Annotated in this window: 17 protein-coding genes and 1 tRNA gene; 8 read left to right on the forward strand and 10 right to left on the reverse strand. The window is 56.9% G+C overall.

Annotation, left to right across the window (positions count from 1 at the left end; genetic code table 11):
- On the reverse strand, window positions 1-1,046 hold a 1,046-nt coding region (locus AC2FI9_RS05925; protein WP_496766546.1), incomplete at its 3' end, for a ParB N-terminal domain-containing protein.
- Window positions 1,047-1,520: 474 nt separating this feature from the next.
- On the opposite strand from AC2FI9_RS05925, the gene AC2FI9_RS05930 reads away from it, so the two are divergent.
- From AC2FI9_RS05930 to AC2FI9_RS05940, 3 genes are read left to right on the forward strand one after another with little or no spacing between them, the layout of a single operon-like run.
- Window positions 1,521-1,751 (forward strand): DUF3489 domain-containing protein, encoded by a 231-nt coding sequence (locus AC2FI9_RS05930; RefSeq protein ID WP_496677439.1) that lies wholly within the window; start codon window positions 1,521-1,523, stop codon window positions 1,749-1,751.
- Entirely contained in the window at window positions 1,748-2,164 is a 417-nt protein-coding gene (locus AC2FI9_RS05935; RefSeq protein WP_271950132.1) for a DUF2924 domain-containing protein, read from the forward strand. Before AC2FI9_RS05930 ends, AC2FI9_RS05935 begins: the two co-directional genes overlap by 4 nt.
- Window positions 2,116-3,840, forward strand: coding sequence for a recombinase family protein (locus AC2FI9_RS05940; protein WP_496710016.1), 1,725 nt, complete (start codon window positions 2,116-2,118; stop codon window positions 3,838-3,840). Before AC2FI9_RS05935 ends, AC2FI9_RS05940 begins: the two co-directional genes overlap by 49 nt.
- A 374-nt stretch (window positions 3,841-4,214) precedes the next feature.
- Here the strand turns inward: AC2FI9_RS05940 and AC2FI9_RS05945 are convergent.
- The 9 genes from AC2FI9_RS05945 to pyrH form a co-directional block, all read right to left on the reverse strand.
- A tRNA-Ser gene (locus AC2FI9_RS05945) sits at window positions 4,215-4,304 on the reverse strand.
- Window positions 4,305-4,394: 90 nt separating this feature from the next.
- Window positions 4,395-6,824, reverse strand: a complete 2,430-nt coding sequence (locus AC2FI9_RS05950; protein WP_496766552.1) for a DUF3772 domain-containing protein — start codon at window positions 6,822-6,824, stop codon at window positions 4,395-4,397.
- Window positions 6,824-7,858 (reverse strand): cysteine synthase A, encoded by a 1,035-nt coding sequence (locus AC2FI9_RS05955; RefSeq protein WP_496766554.1) that lies wholly within the window; start codon window positions 7,856-7,858, stop codon window positions 6,824-6,826. Before AC2FI9_RS05955 ends, AC2FI9_RS05950 begins: the two co-directional genes overlap by 1 nt.
- 69 nt (window positions 7,859-7,927) lie before the next feature.
- Window positions 7,928-9,043 carry an NUDIX domain-containing protein gene (locus AC2FI9_RS05960; RefSeq protein WP_496766556.1) on the reverse strand — a complete coding sequence of 372 codons (1,116 nt, stop codon included), beginning with the start codon at window positions 9,041-9,043 and terminating at the stop codon, window positions 7,928-7,930.
- A gap of 32 nt (window positions 9,044-9,075) precedes the next feature.
- Entirely contained in the window at window positions 9,076-9,516 is a 441-nt protein-coding gene (locus AC2FI9_RS05965) for a TrgA family protein (RefSeq protein WP_496722483.1), read from the reverse strand.
- A gap of 16 nt (window positions 9,517-9,532) precedes the next feature.
- Entirely contained in the window at window positions 9,533-10,741 is a 1,209-nt protein-coding gene (locus AC2FI9_RS05970) for a class I SAM-dependent methyltransferase (RefSeq protein ID WP_496766558.1), read from the reverse strand.
- Window positions 10,742-10,810: 69 nt separating this feature from the next.
- Window positions 10,811-12,235, reverse strand: coding sequence for a cryptochrome/photolyase family protein (locus AC2FI9_RS05975; RefSeq protein ID WP_496766559.1), 1,425 nt, complete (start codon window positions 12,233-12,235; stop codon window positions 10,811-10,813).
- 54 nt (window positions 12,236-12,289) lie between these two features.
- Complete coding sequence (locus AC2FI9_RS05980) at window positions 12,290-13,516, reverse strand: aminotransferase class V-fold PLP-dependent enzyme (protein ID WP_496766560.1); 1,227 nt, start codon at window positions 13,514-13,516, stop codon at window positions 12,290-12,292.
- A gap of 251 nt (window positions 13,517-13,767) precedes the next feature.
- Window positions 13,768-14,520 (reverse strand): UMP kinase, encoded by a 753-nt coding sequence (gene pyrH, locus AC2FI9_RS05985; RefSeq protein WP_058273777.1) that lies wholly within the window; start codon window positions 14,518-14,520, stop codon window positions 13,768-13,770.
- 97 nt (window positions 14,521-14,617) lie between these two features.
- On the opposite strand from pyrH, the gene miaA reads away from it, so the two are divergent.
- The 5 genes from miaA to AC2FI9_RS06010 all read left to right on the forward strand — a co-directional run bounded on the left by miaA (window position 14,618) and on the right by AC2FI9_RS06010 (window position 22,343).
- Window positions 14,618-15,511, forward strand: coding sequence for a tRNA (adenosine(37)-N6)-dimethylallyltransferase MiaA (miaA, locus tag AC2FI9_RS05990; RefSeq protein WP_496766561.1), 894 nt, complete (start codon window positions 14,618-14,620; stop codon window positions 15,509-15,511).
- 326 nt (window positions 15,512-15,837) lie between these two features.
- Window positions 15,838-17,508 (forward strand): ABC transporter substrate-binding protein, encoded by a 1,671-nt coding sequence (locus tag AC2FI9_RS05995; RefSeq protein ID WP_496766562.1) that lies wholly within the window; start codon window positions 15,838-15,840, stop codon window positions 17,506-17,508.
- Between the two features lie 134 nt (window positions 17,509-17,642).
- Window positions 17,643-18,689, forward strand: coding sequence for an ABC transporter permease (locus tag AC2FI9_RS06000; RefSeq protein WP_496704324.1), 1,047 nt, complete (start codon window positions 17,643-17,645; stop codon window positions 18,687-18,689).
- A gap of 12 nt (window positions 18,690-18,701) precedes the next feature.
- Window positions 18,702-20,165 (forward strand): ABC transporter permease, encoded by a 1,464-nt coding sequence (locus tag AC2FI9_RS06005; protein WP_496766565.1) that lies wholly within the window; start codon window positions 18,702-18,704, stop codon window positions 20,163-20,165.
- A 90-nt stretch (window positions 20,166-20,255) separates the two neighbouring features.
- Window positions 20,256-22,343, forward strand: a complete 2,088-nt coding sequence (locus AC2FI9_RS06010; protein ID WP_496766567.1) for a dipeptide ABC transporter ATP-binding protein — start codon at window positions 20,256-20,258, stop codon at window positions 22,341-22,343.
- Window positions 22,344-22,400 lie beyond the last annotated feature (57 nt).

The raw sequence follows: 22,400 nt of genomic DNA on the forward strand, positions 1-22,400 counted from the left end.
CAAACATTGGCTCGATTGCGCCCGTGTTTGCCCAGTTCGACATTGTTGATATGCGGCGCACCGGGCTTCTTAAAGATTGCGACCAGCTCGTGTTTGGAACGATAAAGGCTGCCCATCCCTCCGTTGGTCTTATTCCAGACGCAAAGATTGATGAGATCCAAGCCGCCTGCCTTGCCGGCCGCAATCAGTTCTTCAATGTGACGCCAGTCCATGCAGATCATCGCAATGCTTCCGTCCGGCAAGCAGTCAAACAGCCGGGTGACCACGCCTGAAAGAAAGACGCGGAACTCACTGTTAGACATTTCACCCGACGCCATGGCGAACTCGCGATGTTCGCCACTGATGCCACAGCGGACATGCCCATTGACCGGTACGTTGTATGGAGGATCGGTGAAGACCATCTGCGGGCTCTCGCCCTTCAGCAAAGTGTCGTAGCTCTGGGCTTGCAGGGCATCCCCGCAGAAGATGCGATGATCTCCAAGAACCCAAAGATCGCCCGGCTGAGTGATTACGGGTGCCGCAGGGTCCGGGGCCTCTACAGTCTCCGCTTCCGTCTCCGTGGCCTCGCCCGCGCCGTCGATGATGATGTCGATCTCCGGCGTCTCAAACCCAGTGATATCGAGGCTGAAGTCCAGTTCACCATCAAGGCTGAGATCCATCAACTCGGCAAACTCAATCTGGAGGGCCGCTTCGTTCCAGTCGGACAATTCCGCCAGCTTGTTATCCGCAATGCGCAGAACGCGCACTTCTGCTTCTGACAAGTGATCCGCGACAACTGTCGGCACGGACGTCAACCCCAGAGCCTTGGCGGCCTCATAGCGGCCATGACCCGCGATGATTGTGCCCGAACCATCCAACAGGATCGGGGTGACAAAGCCAAACTGGGCCACCGACGCCATAAGCTTGTCGATGTTCTTGGCTGCATGCACGCGGTTGTTGTTGGCGTATGGCTTGATCTGGCTGATCTGAGATTGGACGACTTTGTCCGCCATCCAGATCGGCGTGTTGGACGCCTTGGCGTCGCTCTGTGTTTTTTTGGCAGACATAGCCGCCTCCTTTCGTTTGACGCTCGTTAGCGTCGACAAGAAAGGATCGTGTTGGGAATTCGGAGAGAGCACGAAAGCAACTCTCCGGACCAATCGATCCGGTTCGTTGCCCCTTCGAATGCTCTCGGTCTTATCCGCTTCAAAAAATGCGGGGCCGAATGCTGCCTGGGAGATGTATTCACCTCCCCGTGGGACCTTGTCCCTTGCAGGGCTGGATAGAATCTATGCACGGGCTTTTTCAATTGCAACCCCCAAAACCAAAAGTAACTAAGTCGTAACCAATTAAGATTGTTGACGAATAATCGGGGGTACGGAAGCAGCGCCCTGCAAAACACACCCCTCCAGTAATCGCTGCAGAAAGAGCTGGACTGTTGCTGTGAACCACGCATCACTGGATCCAAGCCCGAGCCATTCGGGCGCTCCTCGGTACCGGGGTTCGGCATTTCGCCAGCCCCAGATCAGAGGAGACAATACATGTCCAAATCCAAACAAAGCAAAATTGACAAGTTGCAAGCTTTGTTGCGTCGCCCGAGCGGCACCAGCCTTGAGGCGCTCTGCAAAGCAACGGGGTGGCAGCCTCATTCGGTCCGAGCGGCTCTAAGCGGTCTGCGGAAAAAAGGCGTCACAATTGAAAGGCGGGCATCCGACAAACCAAATGGACCATCCACGTATCACCTGACGGTGGGAACAGGAAAAGAGTCATGACGAAGACGAGCGATGTCGCCGATCTCGCCGCCATGGGTCGATTGGATCTGGTTACGATTTGGCAGCAACTGTTTGATCAACCCGCACCCGCCATGCTCAGCCAACCCTTCCTGCGCCGTTTTATCGCCTTTGAGATGCAGTCCCGCCGTCATGGCGGGCTACCCCGCCAGGTCAAAGCCACGCTGGAAAAGGGCTCTGATAAGAAACCCCGGCCTAAATGCCCTGCCCTTAAACCCGGCGGGCGCCTGCTGCGCGAGTGGAACGGCGTGACCCATGTGGTCGATGTCACCAAGGATGGTTTTGTCTGGAGCGGTCGGTCTTATCGCTCACTCTCGGCCATCGCTCGGGAGATTACCGGCGCGCATTGGTCGGGGCCGCGCTTCTTCGGGCTCACCGGAAAGGCGGCAAAATGAGGCCGCGCCGCAAAACCCGATGCGCGATCTACACGCGCAAGTCATCGGAAGATGGGCTGGACCAAGACTTCAATTCACTCGATGCCCAGTACGAGGCCTGCGCGGCCTATGTCGCCAGCCAGCGACATGAAGGCTGGACCCTTTTGTCAGACCGCTACGATGACGGTGGCCTGTCGGGCGGCACACTCGAACGCCCTGCCCTTCAACACTTGCTTGAAGAGATCGATGCCGGGCGTATCGACATGGTGGTGGTCTACAAGATCGACCGGCTGACCCGATCGCTCGCCGACTTCTCGAAGCTGGTCGAACGGCTGGAACAGGCGGATTGTTCGTTTGTGTCCGTCACGCAGGCCTTCAACACCTCTTCCTCCATGGGTCGTCTTACTCTGAACGTGCTTCTGTCCTTTGCCCAATTCGAACGCGAGGTCACTGCTGAACGCATCCGTGACAAAATCGCGGCGTCAAAGAAAAAGGGGCTTTGGATGGGCGGCAATCTGCCCCTTGGCTATGATCGCCACCCCGATCCAAAAGCAAGAACGCTGGTGGTGAATGAGGAGGAGGCCAGAACGGTCCGGCATCTCTTCGGTCTCTATGACGAGTTGGGGTGCCTGCGCAAAGTAGAAGAAGAAGCAACGGCAGAAGGGCTGCGGTCAAAACGGGTTATTCGGACAGATGGCAGCGTGAAGGGGGATTGTCCGCTGTCACGCGGCCAGATCTATTACCTGCTGCGCAACCCGGTTTACCTCGGAAAAATCCGCCACAAGGATAAGACTTGGGACGGACAACACCCGGCGATCATCGACCAGGGCGTCTGGGACCGGGTACAGGAGAAAATGCGACAGGCATCGAACCGCTCCCGGGTACGCGGCGGCTCCGATGCGCGCCAACGCTCCAATGACCCCGGCGCCTGGCTCACCGGTTTGATGCAGGACGAAACTGGTGACAGGTTGACGCCAACCCACACCACGCGCAAAGGCCGACGATTGCGCTACTATATCTCCAATCGGTTGATCTCGGGCGGCAAGGATATCTCCGGCTGGCGACTGCCCGGCCCGGCGCTGGAAAACGCTGTCATTGATGTCATCGTCAGACAATTGCAAGACGCTGCAATCACGCATCGAGTTCTGGCGCTGCCGGAAGCCAGATCAGCCGAGGCGGTGCAGACTTCAGTTGCGGATTTAGTGACCCGGCTTCAAGGCCAAGGCGGTCAGTTCGGCGCTGATATTCTGGCCAGCGGCAGAATTGCACGAGGCCAGATCGACCTCGAATTGAACCGCAAAACCCTGGCAAGCGCACTTGGCATCGCCGCGGACCATCTGCACCCGGATCTCGCCCACGTCACCGCATCCTTCGATCTGCGCCGCCGCGGTGTCGAGGTCAAGGTCATCGCCGGAGACACGGTACCCCAACCCGACCCCCACCTCCGTTCCATGCTGATCCGCGCCCATGGCTGGGCCCGTGATCTGAAAGCAGGAGTTCAACTGATGGAAATCGCGCGCCGGGAAAGCGTTCCCGGCGCTTTCATCCGTACCCGTGCTCAGCTCGCCTTTCTCTCACCGAAGATTCAGGCCGCGATTCTCGACGGCACCCAGCCGCCCGAACTCACACTCAAGCGCCTGGTCAGCGTGACCCACCCACTTGATTGGGCCGAACAGGAATGTCTGTTCGACTTTTGACACCTCAAGAACCGGCCTCCCTGATACAGGGTTCGCCCTCCCTGATCCGTCGGAATAATTCCCTGTTCGCTCAAGAAAATTCCCTGTTCCACCTTTTAGGGAATTTGCAACATAAACCTCTGAAAAAATACAATTTTGACATGCATAATGTCTGAAATCGAAGCCATCTCACGAAAATTCCCTGTAAATCGCAGGTTATCAGGGAAACCCAGCCCAAAGCGACCCCGCCAAAATGCGCCACTGAGACTGAGGCCTGAATTGCGCTCTGAGTGTACGGCCTGCTCCGTCTCTGATTGAAAGCGCATGCGCCAACTCGCGGGAATTGCGGCACAATTCAGGATCAGAAAAAACAATTCAAGTGAGACAGGTATGAGTGGCGGAGAGACAGGGATTCGAACCCTGGAGACGGTCTCCCGCCTACACACTTTCCAGGCGTGCGCCTTCGACCACTCGGCCACCTCTCCGTGCCGGCGTTATTTGAACTATCGCCGAGGGATTTGCAAGGCCCCATTGAGGTGAAATTTCACCTGAAATCGAAAGCCTTGCAAAGGCGTTTAAATCTCGTCGCCGTCACCATCAGCCAAATCGCCCTCGGTCATCTCGACGGGATTTGTGGATGGCTCTGCGGACGGTATTTCGTCGGTGTTCTTGCTGGGTTGGGCTTCGCTGCCCTGCAACACCTCGGGGTTACGCAACCAGAGATCGCGCTGTGCAAACGGGATTTCGATCCCCTCTTCGACAAAGCGCTGGTTGATCTCGTGGTTCATGTCGGATTTGACTGAAAGCACCCAGTTCACATCGCGCAGGATGGCCCGGATTTCAAAGTCCAGCGAATCTGCGCCAAACCCCTGGAACACCACACTGGGCGCTGGATTCGCCAGAACCATCGGGTGTGAATTCGCGATTTCGCCCAGAATCTTCTCCACCATTCGGGTATCAGTACCATAGGCGACGCCGACCGGTACAATCACCCGCCCGATCGTATTGCCGCGTGTATAGTTCGTGACAACGCCGCTGATCAGGTCCGAGTTCGGAACGATCACATCCGTGCGGTCAAACGTCTCGATCCGCGTGGACCGGACGGAAATATCACGGACGTACCCCATCATCCCATTCACGTCGATCCAATCCCCTTTCGAGATTGGGCGTTCGACCAAAAGGATAATGCCCGACACAAAATTCGACACGATGGTCTGCAGACCAAAGCCGATCCCGACTGACAACGCACCGGCAACAATAGCCAGCGATGACAGGTTGAAACCGGCAATCGTTATCGCAACCAGCGCGGCCAGGAAAATACCGACATACCCGGTGCCCGAAACAATCGCGTTTTGTCCGCCGGGATCAATACTGGTCTTTGGCAGCAGCGAATTGCGCAGCCCGCTTTGCAGCATCCGGGTAAGGCCATAACCGACGGCAAAAATGACAAGGAAGGTAAAGAAGTTGCTGGGCGCGATCGTTACGCCGCCGATATCGAACCCCTGCAGCAGGCGCGACCAGACCTCTAGCAGGTCGGTTTTACGCGCGCCCCAATAAAGCGCGAGGACTGGCATGGCCAGAATGGCCATTGCAAAGCCGATGAGAACCGAAAACAGCGAATCCTTGGCCTTTTCGCCATGCCCGCCGAGCCATCCGTAAACAGACGTCAGGAAGCGCTGAACTATGACCAGCGCGGCAATCAGAACCAACGAACGCACAGCGGGGAAAACGATTGCCTCAGCCGCATTCGTATACCCCAGCATTGCCAATATCGGGCTGGCGATCCCCAGGAAGAACAAAGCGCGTCGAATGAACTCGACCAGTTGGCTGAACCCAGCAGCGCGGGCCGTTGCAGACGGCTCATCTGCATCGACCGGGACATCAACACTGCGGACGCGACGGACGCGCAGTAGAATCAAAGCTGTTGCGACGATGACCGGAAAGACGACGACAGCGCGCGTCGCATCCGAAATATTTTCGATCTGATCGAACAGGTTCACCAGTTCATGCAGGATCATGAGCCCCGCAAGAAGGTCGAGGTAGACGCGTAACTCAGTGACTTTCTGGCGGGACAGTTTTCTGAACCCCTGCGCCGCTTGCAGCACATAAACCTGTCGACCAATCCAGTCATAAAACAGGATGATCGCCGCCCAATACGGCACGTTCTCCATCAACAACGTTCCGCGCAGCCCCAGAACGCCTGTCATCACGACCGCCTGAACCAGAAGCCAGACACCGAACCAAGGGAGGATAATGCGCAGCAACGAGGTCAGGAACGTCCATACGCCACTTCCCTGCCCCCCCAGGGCTCGCAAACGCGCACCAGCGGCTTCCGACCACCGCTTGCCGTAAAACAACAGCACGCCGGCGACGAAAACCAACGCCAGAATACCCAGGCCACGGGAACGCAAACGTTCATGAACGACGTCAGTTCTCAGGTTCCGCAGCGCTTCGTTGAACAACGCTTGCGCAGCTTCGTTCACATCAACCCAAGCAGGCCGCCAATGGGTGGGGTTCAGGGGCGACGGTCCGCGCTCTAAAAGTTCTTTCGCCTGACGGTCCCGCAATAGTTTGTCTATCTCGGATATAAGGCCATTGGCCCGGCTGAATGCCTCTTCCGAGATGATCTGCGGGACGCGCAAACTGTTCAGCTGCTCGTCTAGGTGCTTTCGTAGTGTGGCAATGTCTTCCGGTTCGATCGCGTCGCCTTCGGGCGCTGCACCAAGAGCCTTGATCTGATTTTCAAGCGTCTGGATACGTTCGGTGTTTGCACCGCGTGCCCGGTTGAAATCGTCCCGGTATTCGTTGATCTCGGCGCGCAGGTTTTCGAGCGACGCGTTCGACGCGCGATCGGCCTCGATCACCGTCTCGGCACGGTCCGCCGTTTTGACCCAGCCCTGATAATATTCGCTTTGACGATCTGTAAGCTGCGCGGCAGCGGGGCCGCACAGCATCGCAATACATACTGCGACAAGGGTCAGAAACAGGCGAACCTGCCGCAGCATCACACGTCCTCAAAAACGCCGGGGATGCTGCGCGGAGCTTCGGTCATCCAGTCCGGGACAGGCAATTCCTTTTCACGCAGGAAGTCCGGGTTGAACAGCTTGGACTGATAGCGGGTGCCATAGTCACACAGGATGGTCACGACGGTGTGGCCCGGACCCAGATCTTTGGCCAGACGTACCGCACCAGCCATGTTAATGGCGGTTGAACCGCCCATGACCAGGCCTTCATCGCGCAGCAGATCAAAGATGTAAGGCAGCGCCTCGTTGTCCGTCATCTGATAAGCAAAGTCAGGTTTGAACCCCTCAAGGTTCTTGGTGATACGCACCTGACCGATGCCTTCGGCGATCGAGCCGCCCTCCATCGCGATTTCGCCGGTGGTGTAATACGAATACAGCCCAGCCCCCATCGGATCGACCAGACCGATCTTGACGCCTTTGGGCTGCAACGCATCGGCCACGCCCGCCAATGTACCGCCCGACCCCACGGCACAGACGAACCCGTCAACTTTGCCATCGGTCTGTTCCCAGATTTCGGGACCGGTCGTTTCCACATGCGCCTGACGGTTCGCCACATTGTCGAACTGGTTGGCCCAGATCGCGCCATTGGGCTCGGTCTGCGCCAGTTCTTCGGCCAGACGACGGGAATAGTGTACGAAATTGTTGGGGTTGCGATACGGTGCGGCCGGAACCTGAACCAGCTGAGCCCCAGCTAGTCGCAGCATGTCCTTTTTTTCTTCGGACTGCGTTTCCGGGATGACAATGACGGTCTTGAACCCCATCGACGCACCAACAAGCGCCAAACCGATCCCGGTGTTACCCGCCGTACCTTCGACAATGGTGCCGCCTGGTTTCAGGTCGCCACGCGCAATGGCATCGCGGATGATGTAAAGCGCCGCACGATCCTTGACCGACTGGCCGGGGTTCATGAATTCGGCCTTGCCGAGAATCTCGCACCCGGTCTCTTCGCTGATGCGACGCAGGCGGATCAGCGGGGTTTTTCCGACTGCGTCGGCAAGGTCTCGTGCAATGCGCATGGCGCCCTCATTTCATTTCGGATCAACGCAGATTTACCTGTGGTGCGCGACGACCACAAGCGGCGAAAATCATCCGCGCAGGCGCTCACGGTGACGTGCAAGCCAATGGGCCACCGCCAAAAGCGGCAAATCCTTGAACCCATGACTGTCAATCCTGTCCATGAATTCACTGAAAGGCAGAATCTGGGTTCGGATATCCTCACCCTCCGTTGCCAACCCACCATCTTCGATAGTCTTGGTCAGATCAGCCAGCCCGACATAAAGGTTTAGATATTCGGTCGATGACCCGCTGGAGGAATACGCGCCGCCCGCATATTCCAACCTGTTCAACGCAATCTGGGCTTCTTCTTCGGCCTCGCGCAGGGCCGCCTGTTCCGGCGTTTCGCCTGGGTCGATCATTCCAGCAACTGGCTCCCACATCCAGGGTTCAGGATCCTCAGCCAGAAAGATCGGTGCCCTGAATTGTTCGACCAACAGCACCGTGTCCCGCACGGGATCATATGGCAGGACGATCACGGCGCTGCCCTGCATCAGGCTGCTGCGGTTCAGCACTTTGCCCATCGAGCCATCGTACTGGCGATGCTGCAACGCGACTTCTTCCATCCCGAAGTAATTGACATATGCCGGTTTACGGTCGTGCACGATGACGTCATTGGCGGTGTCTCGTGCATCGCCTGTCGTACGTTGACGCGCAGCCAGCTTCGCCCATGCACGCGTCCGGATCGACGGAAAGCTGCGCGCAATCTGTCCCGCATCGACCTTGCCGTAATACGCCATAACCTCTTGCGCGGCGAGCATTGTCATCGCGCCCCACTCATCCAACCAACCCTGCAGGGACCAAAGGCTGCCGCGATTCCAAAGCCCCGGCTCCGGATAGAACACAAGGGCTTGCGCGTTTGATCCGTCGGCCAGATCAACTGTCTGCGCCCGCAGGTCGTAGTCAAAGCCACCCTCGTAGAAGACCAAACGGTTCTGATCTTCCTCACTCAATCCCTGGAGCAATAACCCTTTGGCCAGACTGCCTTCCTCAGGAACAATCATGGGAAAGGCCTGATCCTGCACGCTATGGACTGCATGATCTTTCAGAGTGGCTTGGGCAAATTCAAGTTTGGACGCTGGACGTCCCAAGACAAGCTCCAGCAATGGCAAGTGCCGCAGCGTGCCATAAAAGAACAGATCTGACACTGTTGGGTTCTTTCGTACTTTAAGTTGTTAGCTCACCGCCACCGGCGGGCTGCTTCCTCGGTGACCAGCCCAGTGACCAAAGCCCCAATGACCAAAGTCCACAAGATTTCGGGCACCACAAGTTGCTGACCATATTCAACGCCGATTTTAAAGATAGAGATCAGCGCCTCAAACGGGCCGTCATACCGATGGCGCATTGCCAGGCGGAGCATTTCGTTGACACCCTGAACAAAAAGGCCCCAGAACACCAGCGCTGCCATTCCGGTCAAGCCGTTGTTGATTGCGGCAGTCCAGCCCCGGCCGGCACGCTTTCCCATGATCCACCAACCGCAGATCACGCCCAAAGCCATGTTTACGTAAGTAAACATACCGTAGTTTTTACCTTCATCACCGTTTTCGATGACCATACTCGAAACCAAGAACGCCACGATCAAAAGGCATAAACCGGCAACAAGCTTTGAGGCAGTGGGCATTTCTGAAGTCCGTTCCTTAACTCGGTTTCGCTATAGTGATCTGTGTCACATCGCAATTGCCGGTGTCAAAGGCTGCTCCGCAGGCGGTCAAATAATAATTCCACATGCGGCGAAAACGCTCATCAAAGCCCATTTCCGAGATTTCGTCCCACTTGTCGTTGAACGTGTCATACCAGCGGCGCAGGGTCAGATCATAGCTTTTGCCAAATTCTTTCGAATTGACGACCTTCAAACCCGCGTGAGCAACTTGTTCCTTCAATACGGACGGCGCCGGAAGCATGCCGCCCGGGAAAATATATTTCTGAATGAAATCAATACCGTTTCGATATACATCCCATCTATGATCCGCGACGGTGATAATTTGCAACGTCGCTTGCGCCCCGGGTTTTAACCGCTCACGCACAGTGTCGAAATACACTGGCCAGTACTTTTGACCTACTGCTTCGAACATCTCGATCGATGCGATTCCGTCATACTGGCCACGTTCATCCCGGTAATCCTGCAATTTGAATTCTACCAAATCTGAAAGACCAGCATTTTCAATACGCTGCCTCGCAAACTTCAACTGCTCTTGACTGATCGTCAGACCTGTGACCCGCAGGCCACGCTCTTTCGCAGCGTATTCAGCAAAGCCGCCCCAGCCGCAGCCAATCTCAAGAATATGATCTCCGGGTTTTGCGCCCATTTCATCAACCAGACTGGCATATTTTGCGGTCTGCGCCTTTTCCAGACTTTCCTGCCCTGTTTCGAACAGAGCGCTGGAATAGGTCATCGTGTCGTCAAGCCACAATCCATAGAAATCATTGCCCAGATCATAATGGTACGAGATGTTCTTTTTGGCCTGTGTCCGGTTATTGCGGTGCAACCAGAATCGTAGCCGCTCATACATCAGCACGAGGACTTTGCCGGTGAAATCATCATAGACCGTTTCATTGCCCACATGCACCAAGTCCATAAAGGATCGCAGGTCCGGCGTACTCCAGTCACCTTCCAGATATGCGTCGGAAAAACCAAGTTCACCCTCACGGACCAGGCGGGCGAAAACGTCTGGATTGTGGATATCCACACGCGCAACCGGCCCGGGTTTGGTGCCCTCGGTTCGGAAGACACGACCATCCGGCAGTCCGATGTCCAATCGGCCAGACTGCATCCGGCTAACCATTTTGAATACTTGCGCAAAGTATCTGGGCAGGTCTTTCTGCCCCTCGGTGGTCATCAAAGTCATCCGCTCTCCCCTGTGCGGCCGCGCAAACAGGCTAGGCCGAGTTTGTGTTTGTGGCAAGTTTTCAATTCGTTACTGGTTTTTTCGGCCCTCATAGGCCGCCAATGCACGCGCCCGACCGGCTGCCAAAGTGACAACGGGTTGCGGGTATGGGTCCTGTGGACTGAGGTTCCATGACTTCGGAACCGCATCAAAATACGCCAGTGCTGTTGCCGGTGGATTGCTCTGCCCCTCGGCAATCCATTGCCGAACGAAGTCCGATTGCGGATCGAACTTTTCCTGCTGTGTTTGCGGATTGAAGATGCGAAAGAATGGCGAGGCATCGGGCCCCGACCCCGCAACCCATTGCCAGCCCATCGCGTTTGCCGCCGGGTCCCAGTCGACCAGACAATCCGCGAACCAATCCATGCCAATTCTCCAATGGGTCATCAGATGCTTGGTCAGGTAACTCGCTACGATCATCCGTGCCCGATTGTGCATTCGCCCGGTCACATACATCTGCCGTAACCCGGCATCGACTACTGGGATGCCAGTTTTCGCCTGCTTCCAGGCGAGAACTTCGGGCTGGTCCGCATCAGTGTTCCAGGGAAATCTATCCCACTCCGGCTTCCAATTTCCGCTGACCAAGGATGGAGTATGATACATCAGGTGATAAGCAAATTCGCGCCAGACCAATTGGCGCAAATAGGGTTCGCCCCCCTGAACTCCCGTCATCCCGGCCCGCTGAATTGCGTGCCAGACACTGCGTGGGCCTATTTCACCTAACGACAGATACTCGGACAGGTTAGATGTTCCGTCCAAGTCCATACGATCCCGGTGGTCTGAATAGGCGGCGATGCGGTCCAGAAATTGATGCAACGCCTCAAAAGCTGCGGTTTCACCCGGTCGGACATGAGGTGTGACCACGGATGCTCCGCGGCGCATCTGCGTGCCCAGATGCCAATCTTGGAGATTTTCGGAAACAGGCCACGTCGCAGGCGATCTGAGATGGGCCACAGCATCGCTGGGCATCGGAACGTCGCGGCTGCGCACTGAACGCCACATCGGCGTGAACACGCGGAACGGCTGCCCTGTTTTCGTCGCCACGGTCCAAGGCTCGAACAAAAGATGGCCGGCGAAGGATTTAACGGTGACATTCTGGTCGGTCAGCGCTGTCTTGATCTTCGTATCTCTGGCAATAGCGTCAGGGTCATATGCGCGGGTCCAGTAAACGCTGCTTGCACCGGTTTCGACGACAAGCTGCCGCAGAACGGTCAGCGCATCCCCTTGACGCAAGATCAGGCGGCTGCCAGACAGCTCTAGCGTCCGTGCATAAGCCTTAAGGCCCAATTCAAGCCGCCATTTCGGTGCTGCGCCCAAAGCCTGGACCGAGTGATCCAAAATAAAAACTGGTATGATTGTTCGCCCGCTCTCAACCGCGGCGCTCAGTGCAGGATGGTCCGACAGGCGCAAATCCCGTCGGAACCACATGATAATCGGTGACCGCTGCTGTTCCATGTCCGCCCTGCTCTTTTCTTCTTTGTTCCGTTACGAAGCAGAAGCGGAATTGGATCACAAAACGTCGTCTAGTGCATTCAAAAGCTGATCAATTTCCTGTTGAGACGTATAGTGCGTGAAACTGACCCGCAGCACGCCTTGATCCAGATCGACCCCCATCGCGGTTAACGGACGCACGGCATAGAAATCTCCGCCACCAGCCATGACGCCATATCCAGCCAGATCGGCGGCAACGGCTTCTGCATTGCGGTTCAACGCCAGGGACACAGTCGGCGCGCGGCGGCTGGCATCGGATGTTCCGATCAGGCGAACGGCATTGCGGTCTTTGACCGCATCCAGAACCGGTTGCAGCAATGCGACCTCGTGCGAGCGCATCAGATCATGGGCGAATGAACCACGCTCAGCCGCTTCGCTGGTTGGCCCAGCATGATGGTCGCACAGCAGATCAATATAGTCCGACATCCCCGCGCTGGCCGCGATCTGGGCATGGTCCGGTCCCGCCGGAGTAAACCGTTGGTACAGCACGTCGCCGTTGAAGTAGTGCCCTTGGTTCGGCAACATTTCCCCTAGCGTACGCCGGATGACCATACATCCCTGATGCGGTCCGTATGTTTTGTAGGCCGAAAACAGATAGATGTCCGGCCCCAGATCACCCACATTCGGAAACCCGTGTGGCGCGTAGGACACCCCGTCCACGCACACAAACGCCCCCGCGGCATGAGCAATCGCAGTGATCTCAGTCACCGGGTTGATCTCTCCGATCACGTTCGAGCAATGGGGAAAGCACACCAGACGCACGTTTTCGTCCAGCAGGTTTTCCAGATCCATCGGATTCAACGACCCGGTTTCGGGATCAATCTGCCATTCGCGGATTTCGATCCCCTCGTCCGCTAGCCGCCGCCACGGACCTGAATTTGCCTCATGATCCTGATTGGTGACAACAATGGCCTCGCCCGGTTGCATCCATTGGCGAAATGCCTGCGCCAGGACATAGGTGTTCTGCGTGGTCGAAGGGCCAAAGCTCAGCTCATCCGTCTCAACACCCAAAATGGCCGCCATGCGTGCGCGGGCTGCGTCCATTTCCTCACCCGCCAGACGGCTGGCCTCATAGGGGGCATAGGGTTGAACTTTGCGCTGTGTGTAGTACCGCATCAGGCGATCGAGCACTGGCTTGCAAGTGTATGACCCACCAGCGTTTTCGAAGAATGCCTGCCCTTGCAGGCTGGGCTCGGAAAAGGCCGGAAACTGTGACCGGACAAAATTGATATCCAGAGTGCTCATGGCACGTCTCTCCTTAATCATGCGCGTTCATTCAAGAGGTGTCCGAGCATGATTTCGAAACCCTCAGAAATCATGGCAGGTCTTCCAGCCCAGTCCGCGCGATAGGCGCAGACAGCCCCCGCTACCGGTCCGGCGCGGGAACGCGGTCAAATTGCAAGGACTGACATGGTTCGTCAAGCGTTCAGGTTTGCTAAACGCGCACAAAAAAGCCGGGCATCCAAACCCGGCTTTTAAGCAAAATGTAAAGCGGTTTAGCCCTGAACTTTGGTGTAGGTCCCCTCACCGGCCAAAATGCCCCGGAACCCGCCCGGTTCGTCCAGCCCGAAGACAATCAACGGCAGATTGTTGTCGCGCGCCAGTGCAATGGCCGACGCGTCCATGACCCGCAGGCGTTTGGCCAGAACATCATCATAGCTGACGGTGTCGTACCGCACGGCATCCGCGTGTTCCTTGGGGTCCTTATCATAAACACCATCGACGCCGTTCTTACCCATGAAGATCGCCTGACATGCCATTTCATTGGCGCGCAGGGTCGCGGCAGTGTCGGTGGTAAAATACGGGTTTCCGGTTCCAGCGGCAAAGATGCAGACCCGCTTTTTCTCAAGGTGGCGCACGGCACGGCGGCGAATGTAGGGCTCGCACACCTCGTCCATGCGGATGGCTGAGATTACCCGGGTGAAAACGCCGATTTCTTCCAGCGCGGACTGCATCCCCAGCGCGTTCATGACCGTTGCCAGCATGCCCATGTAATCAGCCGTAGTCCGTTCCATCCCCTGTGCCGATCCGCTGAGACCGCGGAAGATATTCCCGCCGCCAATCACCATGCAGATCTCGACGCCCAGATCGTGCACCGATTTGATCTCTTGCGCGATGCGCTGAACTGTGGGCGGATGCAGGCCGAACCCCTGATCGCCCATAAGCGCCTCGCCCGAGATTTTCAGCATTACGCGATCATACCTTGCCTTTGTGGTTTCGGCGGTGTCGGTGGTCGGGGAAATGGTCATGTTGCGCTCCGGGCTGGCACGGGTTTATTTTCAGGCGCAAAATGAAGCAAAACGGTCGCAGGTTCAATGCGATTGGTAAGGAATGAGGCAGTCCGAGATGACCGAACCCGCGAGATCGCAGATATTGGACCACCTGCCCCCCATTCCTGATGGGAAACCTGTGTTGATTGCAGGCCCCACTGCATCTGGAAAGTCCGCCCTTGCCTTGTTGATCGCCGAGCAGTTCGGCGGCGTTATCGTGAATGCCGATGCCAGCCAGGTCTACGATTGCTGGCGCGTGATTTCCGCCCGCCCGTCTGCTGAAGAGGAAGCCCGCGCGCCGCATCTTCTGTATGGACATATCTCATATGACCAAGACTACTCCACCGGCCATTGGCTGCGCGAAGTGAAACCACTGCTGACCGGCGGCGCACGCCCCATCATTGTTGGGGGCACCGGCCTGTATTTTTCTGCGCTGACCGAAGGTATGGCCGATATTCCACCTACACCGTCCGAAATCCGGGCCGAGGCGGACAGCCTGACCTTGCAGACTCTTATCGCGGGTGTGGATACGCAGACTCTGGCCCGGATCGACACCCAAAACCGCGCCCGTGTTCAGCGGGCATGGGAAGTGTACAATGCCACCGGTCGAAACCTCAGTGACTGGCAAGACTCCACACCACCCCCGGTTTTGGACGTGAAGGAGACAGTGCCCATCGTTTTCGACGTGGATAAACAATGGCTTTTGGACCGCATCACGCGCCGCTTTGACCTGATGTTGGACACTGGTGCATTGACCGAGGTTGAAAGGATGCGGGACCGCTATGATCCGTCGCTTCCGGCATTCAAAGCCATCGGAGTACCCGAGTTGATGGCCTATATCGACGGCACCATGACGTTGGATGAAGCCCGCGAACGCGCCACGATTTCGACCCGCCAATTCGCCAAACGACAGCGCACCTGGTTTCGCGCCCGCATGAAAAGTTGGAATCAGGTTGACTTATCAAAGTGATACCTGATGCGGTTGAAGTCGCACTGATCGCGAACACAGGTTCAAGGAATTCGCGGCGAATCCACTGCCGCGAAACTGAACCTGCCAAGGGATTCCCCTGGGGCTGAAAATGCTGATAGCGATAAACTCAGCCCGTCAATGTCGTTTTTGTACCTCGAATGACGATTTCGAACATTGACCTCACCCAAATTCTGGTGCCGAATGTCGGTCATGGGGATGTCCGAAATCCGAGATCAGAAGACCAATGAACCTGCCGGCCGGAGCATTCCGGCCTGAGCGGTTCGACACTTCATCCAAAAAATACTGTCTCACAGGGAGTAACGTTAATGAATAATCACACAATGACCGGAGCACCGATGCACTGGGCGGCAGAAATGCACGCACAGGAATATCGGGACGGCAAACTGAACCGGCGCGAGTTTTTGACCCGCACCACCGGTCTTGGGGTCACCGCGGCCGCAGCCTATGGCATGATCGGACTGGCCGCCCCGGCACGTGCGGCCGGTGAAGACGCAAAGAAAGAAGGCGGCACCCTGCGCGTTCAGCAGGAAGTGCGCGCCCTGAAGGACCCGCGCACCTATGACTGGTCGCAGATCGCAAACGTCACCCGCGGCACGCTCGAGTATCTGGTTGAGTACAACTCGGACGGTACGTTCCGCGGCATGTTGCTGGAGGGCTGGGAAGTCAACGACGACGCAACAGTTTACACACTGAAAGTCCGCCCGGGCGTCAAATGGAACAACGGTGACGACTTCACCGCAGATGATGTGGCCCGCAATATCGGCCGCTGGTGCGACAAGAGCTCGGAAACCAACTCGATGGCCGGTCGCTTTGCGACACTAATCGATCCAGAATCCGGTCAGGCCATTGAAGGCGCAATCGAAGTTGTCGATGCCAACACCGTCAAACTGAACCTGCCGGCCTCTGATATCTCGTTGATCGCAGGCATGGCGGACTATCCGGCAGCTATCGTACACAGCTCGTTCAGCGAAACCGATCTGCTCAACAATGTGGGCACCGGCGCCTATCTGGTGCAGGAATTGGAAGTCGGCGTGAAAGCCACCCTCGTTCGCAACGAGAACCACACCTGGTGGGGCGAAGAGATCTTTGGTCGCCCGGCGCTGGACAGCATCGTCTACATTGACTACGGCACCGACCCGTCCGCATGGCTGGCCGCTCTGGAATCCGACGAAGTCGACATGTTGTATGAATCGGTTGGTGAATTCATCGACGTGATGGACAGCCTCGGCTATGTGAAGTCCGAAGTTGTGACCATGAACACAATCGTCATCCGCCCGAACCAACTGGCCGAGATCGACGGCAAGAAACCTTACGAAGACAAGCGTGTGCGCCAGGCTCTGCAAATGGCGGTTGATAACTCGATCTGTCTGGAACTGGGCTATGGCGGCCGCGGTTCGCCTGCGGAAAACCACCATGTTGGTCCGATCCACCCGGACTACTACGAACTGCCACCGCAGAAAGTGGACCCGGAAGGCGCACGTGCGCTGATGGAAGAAGCCGGAATGATCGATTTCGAGCACGAGCTGATCTCGATCGATGACGACTGGCGCCGGAACACCACCGACGCGGTTGCAGCGCAGCTGCGTGACGCGGGTATCAAGGTCAAGCGGACCGTTCTGCCGGGTAACACCTTCTGGAACGACTGGGCGAAATACCCCTACAGCTCGACCAACTGGAACCACCGTCCACTGGGCGTGCAAATCTGGGCTCTGGCCTATCGTACCGGTGAAGCCTGGAACGAATTCGGCTGGGCAAATGCCGAGTTTGACGCGCTTCTGACCGAAGCACTGGCCATCGCGGATGCCGACAAGCGCCGTGAAGTGGTCGCCAAGGGCGAGGCGATGATCCAGGAAGAAGGCGTGACCATTCAGCCATACTGGCGTTCGCTGTACCGCCACATGAAAGACGGGCTTGTTGGCACCGACATGCATGTGTCATTCGAGCACCACCACTATAAATGGGGCTGGGCGGCCTAATACCTGCCAGACGTTAATGGGGGCGCCTGAACAGGGCGCCCTTTCCAGCCGCAGACAGGCCGACGCGGGGTCGGATGTCCGAGGCCAGACAATGGTCCAATGATCTGCGGAACACCCGAACAACAGGGGCCATCATGGGACTATTCATCCTCCGACGGTTCGGCGTCATGCTTCTTACTGCATTGTGCCTGACTTTCGTGGTCTTTTTTCTGACCAACCTCTACCCGAACCTGGAAAAGCTTGCGAAAACGCAGGGCAACCAGCGGATGTCCGACGAACAGGTTGAGACCTGGCTGGACAATCGCGGCTATCTGCAACCCACTCTCGTCAAGTACGGTCAATGGCTGGGCGTTCTCCCTGGCTTTTCCAAGACACTTGACGACGGTACGTTCCTTGGGACTTGTACCCGCCCGGGATCGACCGAGGAAACGACTCCCAGATATTGCGGCGTATTGCAGGGTGACTGGGGTTACTCAACCGTTTTCAAGGATGATGTCGGCAAAATCGTTGGTATACGTCTCGGCAATACCGGCTATCTTATGTTCTGGGTTCTGGTTTTGATGGTGCCATCTGCGCTGCTGGTGGGTGTGTTGGCCGGGATGCGCGAAGGATCAGCATTGGACCGGTCCCTGTCCACATTCTCGATCATTACCACGGCGACGCCGGAATATGTGTCGGGCGTGATCTTCATCGCGATCTTCACGTCGTCGACCGTCGGCCTGAAATGGTTCAAGGGCACGGCGACGTCAGCGATGGACAACCCAACCTTCGAGAACTTCTTCCTGCCGGTACTGACCATCTCACTGTACGGGATGGGCTATATCGCCCGGATGACCCGCGCGTCGATGACCGAGGTCATGACGGCGCAGTACATCCGAACCGCGCGGCTTAAAGGTGTTTCCTTTGGCAACATCGTTATGAAGCACGCGCTGCGAAACGCGCTGATCGCGCCCTTTACCGTCATCATGCTGCAGTTCCCATGGCTGCTGAATGGCGTGGTGATTGTTGAAACCCTGTTCAACTACAAAGGTTTCGGTTGGGCACTGGTACAGGCTGCAGGCAACAACGACATTCAGCTCTTGCTGGCGATTTCGGTCGTGTCGGTCTTTGTCGTGCTGGTGACGCAGCTGATCTCCGATATCGGCTATGTCTACCTCAACCCGCGCATCCGTATTTCTTAAGGGAGATAGATCATGGAACCTCTAAGCTGGACCGGCTCTATCGCCATTCTGAACCCTATCCTGATGATCGCGCTGGCTGCGTTGGTTGTATCAATCGTCGTCTGGATCATCGGCAGCATTGTACTGCCCGAATCCCCGTTGAGCTTGAATATCGATGGCACCATAAGCGGCGGCAACGGGCTACGTGGGCTAACACAAAAGGCCCTGAGATACAGCTTTTCTGCCTGTGTCGCGCTTGCCTTGGCCTACATCGTCCTTGGCATCCTGATGGGGACCAGTGCCGGGATAATCGGAGCGATCTCGCAGCAGTTTCTTCCTGTGTGGTTGTCGCTGATCATCCTGTTTGCAATGTCGATTGCCTTCAAACGTCGCCTCGGCCTTTACGGCAAACTGTTCGACAGCCCCATCGGCATGATCGGTTTTGGCCTTGTGATGTTCTGGGTCTTCACCGGCATCTTCGGCGCGCTTGATCTTATCATCACACATGACCCTTTGGTTCAAGTATCGGGCATGAAGAACAAAGTACCGGGAACACCGCTGCCAAGCCCCGAAGAAGGTGAGTATGCCTGGTACCTTCTGGGCGGCGACAACCTTGCCCGCGACGTCTTTAGCCGAATGGTCAAAGGTGCGTGGATCGTAGTTCAGATCGCTCCGCTTGCGACCATGTTTGCTTTCATGGTCGGGATCACTCTGGGCCTGCCGGCCGGGTACTATGGCGGACGTCTGGATACTTTCCTGTCGTTCCTGGCCAATCTGATCCTGGCTTTCCCGGTCATCCTGCTGTTCTACTTGCTGGTCACGCCGGAAATCGTGGCGACAGGTGTGCCGAACTATATGGCGGCCGTTTTGTTCGTGTTCCCGATACTGTTTATCGGCGTTCTGCTAAACTCGCGGTATTATACCCGCCCGAATTTCCGCACTCCGCTATTGATCGGGGTTCTCGGTATCGCGCTGTGGTTGTATCTGTCGCTGATTTCGACCGGTGGTTACGTCATCAACACGGATGACTACAGCATTTGGGGTCTGCCGACCTATCTGGACCTGTTCGATATCCCAGGCGGGATTCTTGTGGTGTTCGTCTCGGTTGTCTTCGTGAACTCGCCTACGGTGTTCCGCATCGTGCGCGGCCTCGCGCTGGACATCAAAACGCGGGATTACGTGGCGGCGGCACAGACCCGTGGCGAAGGCCCGTGGTACATCATGCTGTGGGAAATCCTGCCCAATGCACGAGGTCCGCTGATCGTCGATTTCTGTCTGCGTATCGGCTATACCACGATCCTGTTGGGAACCTTGGGTTTCTTCGGATTGGGATTGCCGCCGGAAAGCCCGGACTGGGGTTCCACGATCAACGAAGGGCGCAAGCTGTTGTCGATCTACCTGCACCCTGCCCTTCCACCTGCCTTTGCCTTGCTGTCGCTGGTTCTTGGTCTGAACCTGCTGGCAGATGGCCTGCGCGAAGAAAGCCTGAAGGACTGATGTGAGAGCGACCGGGGGCTTTGCCCCCGGACCCCAGGATATTTTTAGCCAGATGAAGGGGATCCCCGGACTCTCGCGAGGAGATACAAGATGAACAAATTGGCGGAATATGACGGCCCAATTCTTGAGATCGACAAACTTTCGATTTCTTTCTTCACCCGCCTTCGGGAAATTCCCGCCGTGATGGATTTTTCGGTCAGCGTGCAGCCCGGCGAGGCTGTTGGACTGGTCGGAGAATCCGGTTGCGGAAAGTCCACTGTGGCACTTGGGGTCATGCAGGACCTCGGCAAGAACGGGCGGGTTGTCGGCGGTTCGATCAAGTTCAAAGGGCGCGATCTGGCCGAGATGAGCGCGGATGAATTGCGCGATATCCGCGGCAATGAGATCGCGATGATCTATCAGGAACCGATGGCCTCGCTGAACCCGGCGATGAAGATCGGCAAGCAATTGATGGAAGTCCCGATGATCCACGAGGGAGTCGGCAAGGAAGAGGCCTATGCCCGTGCATTGGAAGTGGTAACGGACGTACGCCTGCCCGACCCCGAGCGGATGCTGAACTCGTTCCCCCATCAGCTTTCAGGTGGGCAGCAGCAGCGTATCGTGATCGCGATGGCGCTGATGTCGAAACCGGCGCTGCTGATTCTGGATGAGCCGACCACCGCACTGGATGTGACGGTTGAGGCCGCCGTAGTCGAACTGGTCAGGGATTTGGGCAAGAAATACGGCACCTCGATGCTGTTCATCTCGCACAACCTTGGTCTGGTTCTGGAAACCTGTGACCGGCTTTGCGTGATGTATTCGGGTGAGGCAGTCGAGCGCGGCTCGATTCACGATGTGTTCGACGAGATGCAGCACCCCTATACGCAGGCGCTGTTCCGCTCGATCCCGCTGCCGGGGGCAGACAAGAACGCCCGCCCACTGGTGGCCATTCCCGGGAACTTTCCCCTGCCCCACGAACGCCCGTCAGGCTGTAACTTTGGCCCACGCTGCGACTATTTCGAAGAAGGCCGTTGCGACGCGCAGAACATTCTGATGGAGCCTGTACCCGGCAATGACCGCCACCACACGCGCTGTTTGAAGTACAAAGAGATTGACTGGAATGCCCCAATCACTTTGGCGGACAAGAAGGAAAAAGGTGAAATCGGCCGTGTTGTCCTGAAAATGGACAACCTCAAAAAATACTATGAAGTAGCCGCCAATGCGTTGTTCGGGGGCGGTGAGAAAAAGGTGGTCAAAGCCAACGAAACACTGAGCTTTGAGGCTCATGAATCCGAGACGCTAGCGATTGTGGGCGAATCTGGGTGTGGTAAATCCACCTTCGCAAAGGTTTTGATGGGGCTTGAAACGGCCACAGATGGGCAAATCCTGCTGGACAACCGCAACATCGAAGATGTGCCGATCGAAGAGCGGGATGCCAAGACCGTGGGCGAAGTTCAAATGGTGTTCCAGAACCCGTTTGACACTCTGAACCCCTCGATGACCGTTGGGCGGCAGATCATCCGCGCGTTGGAAATCTTTGGCGTCGGCAATTCCGAGGCCGAGCGAAAACAGCGCATGCTGGAATTGTTGGACTTGGTGAAGCTACCACGCGCCTTTGCCGAGCGGATGCCGCGTCAGTTGTCCGGTGGACAGAAACAGCGCGTCGGTATCGCGCGCGCCTTTGCCGGCGATGCGCGGATCGTCGTCGCGGACGAACCTGTGTCTGCTTTGGATGTGTCTGTTCAGGCGGCGGTGACCGACCTGCTCATGGAGATTCAGCGCGAACACAAGACCACCTTGCTGTTCATCAGCCATGATCTGTCGATTGTGCGCTATCTCAGCGACCGGGTGATGGTGATGTATCTGGGCCATGTGGTCGAGTTGGGGACCACCGATCAGGTGTTCTCGCCGCCCTATCACCCCTATACCGAGGCTCTGCTGAGTGCTGTTCCCATCGCGGATACGTCGGTTGAAAAAGCGCATATCGTTCTGGATGGTGATATCCCCTCGGCCATGAACCCGCCCCCGGGGTGCCCTTTCCAGACGCGCTGTCGCTGGAAATCCGAAGTGCCTGGAGGGCTGTGCGAGAAAGATGTGCCGCCGGTGAAAACCCTGGCGGACGGACATCAGGTCAAATGCCATCTGTCCGAAGACGTTCTGGCCCGCATGGAGCCGGTCATCAAAATCGCGGCCGAGTAACAACCCAAACGAAAAGAACCGGCCACAGCGCCGGTTCTTTTCTGACATGGGTGGGCT

Source organism: Ruegeria sp. CDSA246, assembly GCF_059611225.1.

Excerpts from the sequence above, each read along its gene's own strand:
- AC2FI9_RS05975 (WP_496766559.1), bottom strand. The coding sequence starts at position 12,235 with ATGGAACAGCAGCGGTCACCGATTATCATGTGGTTCCGACGGGATTTG.
- AC2FI9_RS05970 (WP_496766558.1), bottom strand. The coding sequence starts at position 10,741 with ATGACTTTGATGACCACCGAGGGGCAGAAAGACCTGCCCAGATACTTT.
- AC2FI9_RS05980 (WP_496766560.1), bottom strand. The coding sequence starts at position 13,516 with ATGAGCACTCTGGATATCAATTTTGTCCGGTCACAGTTTCCGGCCTTT.
- AC2FI9_RS05965 (WP_496722483.1), bottom strand. The coding sequence starts at position 9,516 with ATGCCCACTGCCTCAAAGCTTGTTGCCGGTTTATGCCTTTTGATCGTG.
- AC2FI9_RS06000 (WP_496704324.1), top strand. The coding sequence starts at position 17,643 with ATGGGACTATTCATCCTCCGACGGTTCGGCGTCATGCTTCTTACTGCA.
- AC2FI9_RS05935 (WP_271950132.1), top strand. The coding sequence starts at position 1,748 with ATGACGAAGACGAGCGATGTCGCCGATCTCGCCGCCATGGGTCGATTG.
- AC2FI9_RS05930 (WP_496677439.1), top strand. The coding sequence starts at position 1,521 with ATGTCCAAATCCAAACAAAGCAAAATTGACAAGTTGCAAGCTTTGTTG.
- AC2FI9_RS06005 (WP_496766565.1), top strand. The coding sequence starts at position 18,702 with ATGGAACCTCTAAGCTGGACCGGCTCTATCGCCATTCTGAACCCTATC.
- AC2FI9_RS06010 (WP_496766567.1), top strand. The coding sequence starts at position 20,256 with ATGAACAAATTGGCGGAATATGACGGCCCAATTCTTGAGATCGACAAA.
- AC2FI9_RS05950 (WP_496766552.1), bottom strand. The coding sequence starts at position 6,824 with ATGCTGCGGCAGGTTCGCCTGTTTCTGACCCTTGTCGCAGTATGTATT.
- AC2FI9_RS05955 (WP_496766554.1), bottom strand. The coding sequence starts at position 7,858 with ATGCGCATTGCACGAGACCTTGCCGACGCAGTCGGAAAAACCCCGCTG.
- pyrH (WP_058273777.1), bottom strand. The coding sequence starts at position 14,520 with ATGACCATTTCCCCGACCACCGACACCGCCGAAACCACAAAGGCAAGG.
- miaA (WP_496766561.1), top strand. The coding sequence starts at position 14,618 with ATGACCGAACCCGCGAGATCGCAGATATTGGACCACCTGCCCCCCATT.
- AC2FI9_RS05995 (WP_496766562.1), top strand. The coding sequence starts at position 15,838 with ATGAATAATCACACAATGACCGGAGCACCGATGCACTGGGCGGCAGAA.